Source organism: Mycolicibacter longobardus (assembly GCF_002102265.1).
Classification (GTDB): Bacteria; Actinomycetota; Actinomycetes; order Mycobacteriales; family Mycobacteriaceae; genus Mycobacterium; species Mycobacterium longobardum.
In genome coordinates this window covers 15,101-27,342 of record NZ_LQPG01000033.1, presented here as the reverse complement: position 1 = coordinate 27,342, position 12,242 = coordinate 15,101, and the positions used below count along the sequence as shown (strand labels likewise).

Annotated in this window: 6 protein-coding genes; all 6 read left to right on the top strand. The window is 66.6% G+C overall.

The genetic code is table 11. The features are described from left to right. Window positions 1-8 precede the first annotated feature (8 nt). The 6 genes from rplL (at window position 9) to AWC16_RS16995 (ending at window position 12,119) form a co-directional block, all read left to right on the top strand. Window positions 9-398 (top strand): 50S ribosomal protein L7/L12, encoded by a 390-nt coding sequence (rplL, locus tag AWC16_RS17020; protein WP_085265931.1) that lies wholly within the window; start codon window positions 9-11, stop codon window positions 396-398. A gap of 246 nt (window positions 399-644) precedes the next feature. Next, on the top strand, window positions 645-1,697 hold the full coding sequence (locus tag AWC16_RS17015; protein WP_085265930.1) for an ABC transporter ATP-binding protein: 1,053 nt from the start codon (window positions 645-647) through the stop codon (window positions 1,695-1,697). A 366-nt stretch (window positions 1,698-2,063) separates the two neighbouring features. Further along, window positions 2,064-5,609, top strand: coding sequence for a DNA-directed RNA polymerase subunit beta (gene rpoB, locus AWC16_RS17010; protein WP_109561470.1), 3,546 nt, complete (start codon window positions 2,064-2,066; stop codon window positions 5,607-5,609). Between the two features lie 38 nt (window positions 5,610-5,647). Continuing rightward, window positions 5,648-9,598, top strand: coding sequence for a DNA-directed RNA polymerase subunit beta' (locus AWC16_RS17005; RefSeq protein ID WP_085265928.1), 3,951 nt, complete (start codon window positions 5,648-5,650; stop codon window positions 9,596-9,598). A gap of 173 nt (window positions 9,599-9,771) precedes the next feature. Further along, window positions 9,772-11,250 (top strand): glutamate-cysteine ligase family protein, encoded by a 1,479-nt coding sequence (locus AWC16_RS17000; RefSeq protein WP_085266031.1) that lies wholly within the window; start codon window positions 9,772-9,774, stop codon window positions 11,248-11,250. Between the two features lie 113 nt (window positions 11,251-11,363). After that, entirely contained in the window at window positions 11,364-12,119 is a 756-nt protein-coding gene (locus AWC16_RS16995; protein ID WP_085265927.1) for a deoxyribonuclease IV, read from the top strand. Window positions 12,120-12,242 lie beyond the last annotated feature (123 nt).

The window sequence follows — 12,242 nt, the reverse complement described above, 5'->3', positions numbered from 1 at the left end:
CCGAAATCATGGCCAAACTTTCCACCGACGAGCTGCTCGACGTCTTCAAAGAGATGACCCTGCTGGAGCTGTCGGACTTCGTGAAGCAGTTCGAGGAGACCTTCGACGTCACCGCTGCGGCTCCGGTCGCCGTTGCCGCCGCTCCGGGTGCTGCCCCCGCCGCCGCTGAGGCCGGCGAGGAGCAGTCCGAGTTCGACGTCATCCTGGAGTCGGCCGGCGAGAAGAAGATCGGCGTCATCAAGGTGGTCCGCGAGGTCGTGTCCGGCCTGGGCCTCAAGGAGGCCAAGGACCTGGTCGACGGCGCTCCCAAGCCGCTGCTGGAGAAGGTCGCCAAGGAGGCTGCCGAGGAGGCCAAGGCCAAGCTCGAGGCTGCCGGCGCCACCGTCACCGTCAAGTAGTTCAGTACGGCCGAAGCCCCCGGGACCCGTGAGGTTCCGGGGGCTTCGGCTGTTTCAGCCCGCGGAACCCCGGCCAGGGTCAACGGCTGATTCTCGGCGCCCGCAGCGGGGTGCCGATGGATTCCCGGGGATTGAAGGTCGGCGGACTGGGGCGGACCGCAGATAAGGGTCGCGTCGGTGCGCTACAGTGGCCCAAGCCACAATGGCAGACGTGGCACGACGAGACGTTGCGGAAGGACCTCACCAATGGGTGTAGCCATCGATGTAAACGGGCTGACGAAGTCCTTCGGATCAGCTCGAATCTGGGAGGACGTCACACTGACGATCCCCGCTGGCGAGGTGAGCGTCATGCTGGGCCCGTCCGGTACCGGCAAGTCGGTCTTCCTGAAGTCGCTGATCGGCCTGCTGCGCCCGGAGCGCGGCTCGATCGTCATCGACGGCACCGACATCCTGCAGTGTTCGGCCAAGGAGCTCTACGAGATCCGCACGCTGTTCGGGGTGCTGTTCCAGGACGGCGCGCTGTTCGGGTCGATGAACATCTACGACAACACCGCCTTCCCGCTGCGCGAGCACACCAAGAAGTCCGAGAAGGAAATCCGTGACATCGTCATGGAGAAGCTCGACCTGGTCGGTATGCCCAACGACGGCTACAAGTTCCCGGGTGAGATCTCCGGCGGTATGCGCAAGCGTGCCGGCCTGGCCCGCGCCCTGGTGCTGGACCCGAAGATCATCCTGGTCGACGAGCCGGACTCGGGCCTGGACCCGGTCCGCACCGCCTACCTGAGCCAGCTGCTGATCGACATCAACGCCCAGATCGACGCGACCATCCTGATCGTCACGCACAACATCAACGTGGTTCGCACCGTGCCGGACAACATCGGCATGCTGTACCGCAAGAAGCTGGTGATGTTCGGTCCGCGTGAGGTGCTGCTGACCAGCGACGAGCCGGCCGTCAAGCAGTTCCTCAACGGCCGCCGGATCGGCCCGATCGGCATGTCCGAGGAGAAGGACCAGGCCACCGCCGCCGCCGAGCAGGCCGCCATCGACGCCGGGCACGCCGACGGCGGTGTCGACGAGGTTGAGGGTGTGCCGCCGCAGATCGTCGCCAGTCCCGGCATGCCGGAGCGCCAGGCGGTCGGCCGGCGTCAGGCCCGGGTGCGGGAGATCCTGCACACCCTGCCGCCGAACGCCCAGGCGGTGATCCGGGACGAGCTGGAGGGCACTCACAAGTACGCCGTGCACCAGTTCCCGTCCGACGACGACGCCCCGACCGCCTCGATTCCGGCCTCGCAGGGCTGAGTCCTCGCCGGTCTCAAGCCGTGTCAGCTCTTGACGGACGGACGTAAACGGTCCAATCTGGTCAGCAGCGTTTGTGCGGGGAGTCCGGCGGAGGCCAGCCAGCACCGATAGGGTCCCGGACGTCGCAGTTGAGGATTGCGTGAGCCTGCGCTATTGTTGGACGTTGCGCTGGCTTCCTCCTGCCCACCCTTACCCGCACCCGACACCGCAGTACCAGCCTGAGTCACGTTTGTTGGCTCGTTTCAGGCTGTGACCTCGTGGTTTGGTTGTGCGTGAGACCGGACAGAGCGTTCGCCAGCCGAACCAACGGTCGATATTCGCAGCGAACGGGGTCAGGTGAGAACCGGAACCCGCTGGCCGCATTAGGTGCTGGAAGGATGCATCTTGGCAGTCTCCCGCCAGAGCAAGAAGAACGCTTCAGGTACTACCACCCAGAATTCTCCCAATAGTTCCGTGCCCGGGGCTCCGAACCGGATCTCCTTCGCCAAACTGCGCGAACCTCTCGAGGTTCCGGGTCTGCTCGACGTGCAGACCGACTCGTTCCAGTGGCTGATCGGGGCGCCGGAATGGCGCGAGAAGATGGCGCAGCAGACCGGCGCCGCACCCAAGGGTGGCCTCGAGGAGGTGCTCGAAGAGCTCTCCCCGATCGAAGACTTCTCCGGCTCCATGTCGCTGTCCTTCTCCGACCCCCGGTTCGACGAGGTCAAGGCCCCTGTCGAAGAGTGCCGCGACAAGGACATGACGTACGCGGCCCCGCTGTTCGTCACCGCGGAGTTCATCAACAACAACACCGGCGAGATCAAGAGCCAGACGGTGTTCATGGGTGACTTCCCGATGATGACCGAGAAGGGCACCTTCATCATCAACGGCACCGAGCGGGTGGTGGTCTCCCAGCTGGTGCGGTCGCCGGGCGTGTACTTCGACGCCAGCATCGACAAGTCCACCGAGAAGACGCTGCACTCGGTCAAGGTGATCCCGGGCCGCGGTGCCTGGCTGGAGTTCGACGTCGACAAGCGCGACCTGGTCGGCGTCCGTATCGACCGCAAGCGTCGTCAGCCGGTCACCGTGCTGCTCAAGGCGCTGGGCTGGACCAGCGAAGCGATCCGGGAGCGGTTCGGCTTCTCCGAGATCATGATGTCGACGCTGGAGAAGGACAACGCCGCCAACTCCGACGAGGCGCTGCTGGACATCTACCGCAAGCTGCGTCCGGGCGAGCCCCCCACCAAGGAGTCCGCGCAGACCCTGCTGGAGAACCTGTTCTTCAAGGAGAAGCGCTACGACCTGGCACGGGTGGGCCGCTACAAGATCAACAAGAAGCTGGGCCTGCCGTCCACTCCGGGCGAGCTGCCGACCACGCTGACCGAAGAGGACATCGTGGCCACCATCGAGTACCTGGTGCGCCTGCACCAGGCCGCTCAGGACGGTGTGTCCGCCACCATGACGGTGCCGGGCGGGGTCGAGGTGCCGGTCGAGGTCGACGACATCGACCACTTCGGCAACCGGCGCCTGCGCACCGTGGGTGAGCTGATCCAGAACCAGATCCGGGTCGGGCTGTCCCGGATGGAGCGTGTGGTCCGCGAGCGGATGACCACCCAGGACGTCGAGGCCATCACGCCGCAGACCTTGATCAACATCCGCCCGGTGGTCGCCGCCATCAAGGAGTTCTTCGGCACCAGCCAGCTCTCTCAGTTCATGGACCAGAACAACCCGCTGTCGGGTCTGACCCACAAGCGCCGGCTGTCGGCGCTGGGGCCGGGCGGTCTGTCCCGTGAGCGGGCCGGCCTGGAAGTTCGTGACGTGCACCCGTCGCACTACGGCCGGATGTGTCCGATCGAGACCCCGGAAGGTCCCAACATCGGTCTGATCGGCTCGCTGTCGGTGTACGCGCGGGTCAACCCGTTCGGATTCATCGAAACCCCGTACCGCAAGGTCAACGACGGTGTGGTCAGCGACGACATCGAGTACCTGACCGCCGACGAGGAGGACCGCCACGTCGTGGCGCAGGCCAACTCGCCGCTGGAGGACGACGGTCGCTTCACCGAGGACCGAGTTCTGGTGCGCCGCAAGGGCGGTGAGGTCGAGTACGTGTCGTCGGCCGAGGTCGACTACATGGACGTCTCGCCGCGCCAGATGGTGTCGGTGGCCACGGCCATGATCCCGTTCCTGGAGCACGACGACGCCAACCGTGCCCTGATGGGTGCCAACATGCAGCGCCAGGCGGTTCCGCTGGTGCGCAGCGAGGCGCCGCTGGTGGGTACCGGTATGGAGTTGCGGGCCGCGATCGACGCCGGCGACGTGATCGTCGCCGAGAAGACCGGTGTCATCGAGGAGGTGTCCGCCGACTACGTCACGGTGATGGCCGATGACGGCACCCGGCAGACCTACCGGATGCGCAAGTTCAACCGGTCCAACCACGGCACCTGCGCCAACCAGCGTCCGATCGTCGACGCCGGCGAGCGCGTCGAGACCGGCCAGGTGATCGCGGACGGCCCGTGCACCGACAACGGCGAGATGGCCCTGGGCAAGAACCTGCTCGTGGCGATCATGCCGTGGGAGGGACACAACTACGAGGACGCGATCATCCTGTCCAACAGGCTGGTCGAGGAGGACACGCTGACCTCGATCCACATCGAGGAGCACGAGATCGACGCCCGCGACACCAAGCTGGGCGCCGAGGAGATCACCCGGGACATCCCGAACGTCTCCGATGAGGTGCTGGCAGACCTCGACGAGCGTGGCATCGTCCGCATCGGCGCCGAGGTCCGCGACGGCGACATCCTGGTCGGCAAGGTCACCCCGAAGGGTGAGACCGAGCTGACCCCCGAGGAGCGGCTGCTGCGCGCGATCTTCGGTGAGAAGGCCCGCGAAGTCCGGGACACCTCACTGAAGGTGCCGCACGGCGAATCCGGCAAGGTCATCGGCATCCGGGTGTTCTCCCGCGAGGACGACGACGAGCTGCCCGCCGGGGTCAACGAGCTGGTGCGCGTCTACGTCGCGCAGAAGCGCAAGATCTCCGACGGTGACAAGCTGGCCGGCCGCCACGGCAACAAGGGCGTCATCGGCAAGATCCTCCCCGCCGAGGACATGCCGTTCCTGCCGGACGGCACCCCGGTCGACATCATCCTGAACACCCACGGTGTGCCCCGTCGTATGAACATCGGTCAGATCCTGGAGACCCACCTGGGCTGGATCGCCAAGACCGGCTGGAACATCGATGTGGCCGGCGGCGTGCCGGACTGGGCGGACAAGCTCCCCGAGGAGCTCTACTCCGCCGGCCCGGACACCCGCACCGCGACCCCGGTGTTCGACGGCGCCCAGGAGGCCGAGCTGCAGGGCCTGCTGTCCTCGACGCTGGCCAACCGGGACGGCGATGTCATGGTCAACGGCGACGGCAAGGCCAAGCTGTTCGACGGCCGCTCCGGTGAGCCGTTCCCGTACCCGGTGACCGTCGGCTACATGTACATCATGAAGCTGCACCACCTGGTGGACGACAAGATCCACGCCCGCTCGACGGGTCCGTACTCGATGATCACCCAGCAGCCGCTGGGCGGTAAGGCGCAGTTCGGTGGTCAGCGGTTCGGTGAGATGGAGTGCTGGGCAATGCAGGCCTACGGTGCGGCGTACACGCTGCAGGAGCTGCTGACGATCAAGTCCGACGACACCGTCGGCCGCGTCAAGGTCTACGAGGCGATCGTCAAGGGGGAGAACATCCCCGAGCCGGGTATCCCGGAGTCCTTCAAGGTGCTGCTCAAGGAGCTGCAGTCGCTGTGCCTCAACGTCGAGGTGCTGGCGAAGGACGGTGCGGCGATCGAATTGCGCGAAGGCGAGGACGAGGACCTGGAGCGGGCAGCCGCCAACCTGGGAATCAACCTGTCCCGCAACGAATCCGCTTCTGTGGAAGACCTGGCCTAGTTACTACTTACTAAACCCGCAAGGGGAAAGGGAGTTACGTGCTCGACGTCAACTTCTTCGATGAACTCCGGATCGGCCTGGCCACCGCCGAGGACATCCGGCAATGGTCCTACGGCGAGGTCAAGAAGCCGGAAACGATCAACTACCGCACGCTCAAGCCCGAGAAGGACGGCCTGTTCTGCGAGAAGATCTTCGGACCGACTCGCGACTGGGAGTGCTACTGCGGCAAGTACAAGCGCGTGCGCTTCAAGGGCATCATCTGTGAGCGCTGTGGCGTCGAGGTGACCCGCGCCAAGGTGCGCCGTGAGCGGATGGGCCACATCGAACTGGCCGCCCCGGTCACTCACATCTGGTACTTCAAGGGCGTGCCGTCCCGGTTGGGCTACCTGCTGGACCTGGCGCCCAAGGACCTCGAGAAGATCATCTACTTCGCGGCCTACGTCATCACCAGCGTCGACACCGAGATGCGCCACAACGAGCTGTCCACGCTGGAAGCCGAGATGGTGGTCGAGAAGAAGGCCGTCGAGGACCAGCGGGACGCCGACCTGGAGGCCCGCGCCCAGAAGCTGGAGGCCGACCTGGCCGAGCTGGAGGCCGAGGGCGCGAAAGCCGATGTGCGGCGCAAGGTTCGCGACGGCGGCGAGCGCGAGATGCGTCAGCTGCGGGACCGCGCCCAGCGTGAGCTGGACCGGCTCGACAACATCTGGGACACCTTCGTCAAGCTGGCTCCCAAGCAGCTGATCGTCGACGAGACCGTCTACCGCGAGCTGGTGGACCGCTACGGCGAGTACTTCACCGGTGCGATGGGCGCGGAGTCGATCCAGAAGCTGATCGAGACCTTCGACATCGACGCCGAGGCCGAGTCGCTGCGCGACATCATCAAGAACGGCAAGGGGCAGAAGAAGCTTCGTGCCCTCAAGCGCCTCAAGGTGGTCGCGGCGTTCCAGCAGTCGGGTAACTCCCCGATGGGCATGGTGCTCGACGCGGTGCCGGTGATCCCGCCGGAGCTGCGTCCGATGGTGCAGCTCGACGGTGGCCGGTTCGCCACGTCGGACCTCAACGACCTGTACCGCCGGGTCATCAACCGCAACAACCGCCTCAAGCGACTGATCGACCTCGGCGCACCCGAGATCATCGTCAACAACGAGAAGCGGATGCTGCAGGAGTCCGTGGATGCGCTGTTCGACAACGGCCGTCGCGGCCGGCCGGTCACCGGACCGGGCAACCGTCCGCTGAAGTCGTTGAGCGACCTGCTCAAGGGCAAGCAGGGCCGGTTCCGTCAGAACCTGCTCGGCAAGCGTGTCGACTACTCGGGCCGTTCGGTGATCGTGGTCGGTCCGCAGCTCAAGCTGCACCAGTGCGGCCTGCCCAAGCTGATGGCGCTGGAGCTGTTCAAGCCCTTCGTGATGAAGCGCCTGGTCGACCTGAACCACGCGCAGAACATCAAGAGCGCCAAGCGGATGGTGGAGCGGCAGCGCCCCCAGGTGTGGGACGTCCTCGAAGAGGTCATCGCCGAGCACCCGGTGCTGCTCAACCGCGCACCCACGCTGCACCGGCTGGGCATCCAGGCCTTCGAGCCGCAGCTGGTGGAGGGCAAGGCCATTCAGCTGCACCCGTTGGTGTGTGAAGCCTTCAACGCCGACTTCGACGGTGACCAGATGGCCGTGCACCTGCCGCTGAGCGCCGAGGCGCAGGCCGAGGCCCGCATCCTGATGCTGTCCAGCAACAACATCCTGTCGCCGGCCTCGGGTCGTCCGCTGGCCATGCCGCGACTGGACATGGTTACCGGGCTGTACTACCTGACCACCGAGATCGAGGGTGACACAGGCGAATACACCCCGGCCGCCAAAGACCGTCCGGAGACCGGCGTGTACTCCTCGCCGGCCGAGGCGATCATGGCCGTGGACCGCGGTGCGCTGAGCGTGCGGGCCAAGATCAGGGTGCGCCTGGACCAGCTGCGGCCGCCGGCCGAGATCGAGACCGAGCTGTTCGGCGAGAACGGCTGGCGTCCGGGCGGCGCCTGGATCGCCGAGACCACGCTGGGCCGGGTGCTGTTCAACGAGCTGCTGCCGACCGGGTACCCGTTCGTGAACAAGCAGATGCACAAGAAGGTTCAGGCCGTCATCATCAACGACCTGGCCGAGCGCTACCCGATGATCGTGGTCGCGCAGACCGTCGACAAGCTCAAGGACGCCGGCTTCTACTGGGCCACGCGTTCGGGGGTCACGGTCTCGATGGCCGACGTGCTGGTGCCGCCGCGCAAGAAGGAGATCCTGGACTCCTACGAGGAGCGGGCCGACAAGGTCGAAAAGCAGTTCCAGCGTGGCGCTCTCAACCACGACGAGCGCAACGAGGCTCTGGTGGAGATCTGGAAGGAAGCCACCGAGGAGGTCGGTCAGGCGCTGCGTGACCACTACCCATCGGACAACCCGATCATCACGATCGTCGACTCCGGGGCCACCGGTAACTTCACCCAGACCCGGACGCTGGCCGGCATGAAGGGCCTGGTGACCAACCCCAAGGGTGAGTTCATCCCGCGGCCGATCAAGTCCTCCTTCCGTGAGGGCCTGACGGTGCTGGAGTACTTCATCAACACCCACGGCGCCCGAAAGGGTCTGGCGGACACCGCGTTGCGTACCGCTGACTCGGGTTACCTGACCCGTCGTCTGGTGGACGTGTCCCAGGACGTGATCGTGCGCGAGCACGACTGCGGCACCGAGCGCGGCATCATCGTCGAGTTGGCCGAGACCCAGCCGGACGGAACGCTGGTCCGCGACCCGTTCATCGAAACCTCGGCGTACGCCCGCACTTTGGCGGTCGACGCGGTGGACGAGAAGGGCAACGTCGTCGTCGAGCGCGGCCACGACCTGGGTGACCCGTCCATCGAGGCTCTGCTGGACGCGGGCATCTCGCAGGTGAAGGTGCGCTCGGTGCTGACCTGCGCCACCGGAACCGGCGTGTGTGCGACCTGCTACGGCCGGTCGATGGCCACCGGCAAGCTGGTCGACATCGGTGAGGCGGTCGGTATCGTCGCGGCCCAGTCCATCGGCGAGCCCGGCACCCAGCTGACCATGCGTACCTTCCACCAGGGCGGCGTCGGTGAGGACATCACCGGTGGTCTGCCGCGTGTGCAGGAGCTTTTCGAGGCGCGTATCCCGCGCGGCAAGGCGCCGATCGCCGACGTCGCCGGACGGGTGCAGCTCGAAGAGGGCGACAAGTTCTACAAGATCACGATCGTGCCGGACGACGGTGGCGAGGAAGTGGTCTACGACAAGTTGCCCAAGCGTCAGCGGCTGCGGGTGTTCAAGCACGAGGACGGCTCCGAGCGTCTGCTCGCCGACGGCGACCACGTCGAGGTCGGCCAGCAGCTCATGGAGGGCTCCGCGGACCCGCACGAGGTGCTGCGGGTGCAGGGCCCCCGCGAGGTGCAGATCCACCTGGTCAAGGAGGTCCAGCAGGTCTACCGGGCCCAGGGTGTGTCGATCCACGACAAGCACATCGAGGTGATCGTCCGGCAGATGCTGCGCCGGGTGACCATCATCGACTCGGGCGCCACGGAGTTCCTGCCCGGTTCGCTGACCGAGCGGGCCGAGTTCGAGACCGAGAACCGTCGGGTGGTGGCCGAGGGCGGCGAGCCCGCGGCCGGGCGTCCGGTGCTGATGGGTATCACCAAGGCGTCGCTGGCCACCGACTCGTGGCTGTCCGCGGCGTCCTTCCAGGAGACCACTCGCGTGCTGACCGATGCGGCGATCAACTGCCGCAGCGACAAGCTGCAGGGTCTGAAGGAGAACGTGATCATCGGCAAGCTGATCCCGGCCGGTACCGGGATCAACCGGTACCGCAACATCGCGGTGCAGCCCACCGAGGAGGCGCGCGCAGCCGCCTACACGATCCCGTCCTACGAGGATCAGTACTACAGCCCGGACTTCGGCGCCGCCACCGGTGCCGCGGTCCCGCTGGACGACTACGGGTACAGCGACTACCGATAGTCGGCGACGCGAAGGGGCCTCGGGGTGCAACCCGGGGCCCTTTCTCGTTCCTGGCCCATTCCTGGCCGAAGGGGAATCCGGCGACGGTTTCGCGGCCTGTCGCATCGCCAGATTCCCACTCGGCGACGGGCCCGATGTTGCGGGCCGTGGCGTGGCCGGGTTGCATCTTGGGTATGGGTGACGAGGTGAACCGCACCGCTTACAGTCACACCCAACGCCGGCTCTACCGGCGCAAGATTCAGCAGTGCCTGGACGTTTTCGAGATGATGCTGACGCGGTCCAGCTTCGACTGCGACCAGCCGCTGACCGGCATGGAGATCGAGGGCAACCTGGTCGGCGGGGACTACCGGCCGGTGATGTCGAACTCCCACGTGCTCGCCGCGATCGACGATCCGGCCTACCAACGCGAATTGGGCGCCTACAACATCGAATTCAACGTCCCGCCCCGCCCGCTGCCCGGGCGTTTGGGGCTGGAGTTGGAGGCCGAGGTGCGCGCCAGCCTCAATGCCGCCGAGGCCAAAGCCCACGCCGACGGTGCCCGCATCGTGATGATCGGCATCCTGCCCACACTGATGCCCGAGCACCTGACCGGTGACTGGATGAGCGACTCGGCCAGGTATGCCGCGCTCAACGAGTCGATCTTCGCCGCACGCGGTGAGGACCTCGCCATCGACATCGACGGTCCGGAACCGCTGAACCTGCAGGCGGCCACCATCGCGCCGGAATCGGCGTGCACCAGCATGCAGCTGCACCTGCAGGTGTCGCCGGGCCAGTTCGCCGATCACTGGAACGCCGCCCAGGTGCTGGCCGGGCCGCAGCTGGCGTTGGGCGCCAACTCCCCGTACTTCTTCGGCCACCGCCTGTGGGCGGAAACCCGGGTGGAGTTGTTCGCCCAGTCCACCGACACCCGACCCGACGAGCTGAAGAACCAGGGCGTGCGACCCCGGGTGTGGTTCGGCGAGCGGTGGATCACCTCGATCTTCGACCTGTTCGAGGAGAACGTGCGCTACTTCCCCTCGCTGCTGCCGGAGGTCTCCGAGGAGGATCCGGCCGCCGAACTGGCGCAGGGACGCACACCGCAGCTGGCCGAGCTGCGGCTGCACAACGGAACGGTGTACCGGTGGAATAGGCCGGTCTACGACGTGGTCGACGGAAGGCCGCACCTGCGCGTGGAGAACCGGGTGCTGCCGTCCGGGCCGACGGTCGCCGACATGCTGGCGAACGCGGTCTTCTACTACGGCCTGCTGCGCCGGCTGGCCCGTGAGCGGCGGCCGCTGTGGACCCAGATGAGCTTTGCCGTCGCCCACGACAACTTCCGCGCGGGCGCGCGCCACGGCATGGACGCCCGACTGTATTGGCCGGGTCTGGGGGAGGTCGGCGTGGAAGAGCTGACCCGGCGCGAGCTGCTGCCGATGGCCCGGCAGGGTCTCGACGAGTGGGGGGTGGCCGGCGAGGTGTCGGACCGGTTCCTCGGCATCATCGAGGGGCGGGTCGCCTCGGGACGCAACGGCGCCACCTGGCAGGTGACGACGGTCCGGGCGTTGCAGGCACAGGGGATGAGCCGGTCGGACGCGCTGGCCGAGATGCTGCGGCGCTACTGCGCACATATGCACACCAACCAGCCGGTGCATACCTGGCCGGTGGAAGGCTGACTGTCCAGAGCCGGCTCGTCCCTCGCCGGTATCGTCGCCGGACTGGGCTGACTGTCCGCCTCCTCAACCGGCTCGTCCCTCGCCGGTATCGTCGCCGGACTAGGCTGGCCGCCGTGTTGATCGGATCCCATGTGCGTCCTGCCGATCCGTTGGGTTCGGCCGAAGCCGAGGGCGCCGACGCGGTGCAGATCTTTCTGGGCAACCCGCAGAGCTGGAAGCCCCCCAAACCCCGCGAGGACGCGGCACAGCTACGGGCGGCGGCGCTGCCGATCTACGTGCACGCGCCGTACCTGATCAACGTCGCCTCGCCGAACAACCGGGTCCGCATTCCGTCGCGCAACGTGCTGCAGCAGACGTGCGACGCCGCCGCCGAGATCGACGCGGCCGCGGTGATCGTGCACGGCGGACATGTCACGGCCGACGACGACCCGCAGGAGGGGTTCGCCCGGTGGCGCAAGGCGCTGGACCGGCTGGAGACCAGCGTCCCGGTGTATCTGGAGAACACCGCCGGTGGTGACCACGCCATGGCCCGCCACTTTGACACCATCGCCCGCTTGTGGGACCACATCGGCGACACCGGTGTCGGGTTCTGCCTGGACACCTGCCACACCTGGGCAGCCGGCGAGTCCCTGCCCGATGCCGTAGAGCGGATCAAGGCCATCACCGGACGCATCGACCTGGTGCACTGCAACGACTCCAAGGACGCCGCCGGCTCCGGGCGGGACCGGCACGCCAACTTCGGCACCGGTCAGATCGACCCGGACCTGCTGGTCGCCGTGGTCACGGCCGCCGGCGCCCCGGTGATCTGCGAGACCGCAGAGGAGGGCCGCAAGGCCGACATCGCGTTCCTCAAGGAGCGAGTGGGCTGATCCAGCGCTCGAAGGGGAGTGCTGCACGAATCATCCGAAAAGATTGGTTTTCCATCTAATAGATGACAGACAGTCGGATCGTGTGGTACTAATTTCCTCGGACGCGGACGAATCCACGGTGCG

Bases quoted from the DNA above. Each gene is read 5' to 3' on its own strand.
- rplL (WP_085265931.1), top strand. From the start codon at position 9: ATGGCCAAACTTTCCACCGACGAGCTGCTCGACGTCTTCAAAGAGATG.
- AWC16_RS17015 (WP_085265930.1), top strand. From the start codon at position 645: ATGGGTGTAGCCATCGATGTAAACGGGCTGACGAAGTCCTTCGGATCA.
- AWC16_RS17000 (WP_085266031.1), top strand. From the start codon at position 9,772: ATGGGTGACGAGGTGAACCGCACCGCTTACAGTCACACCCAACGCCGG.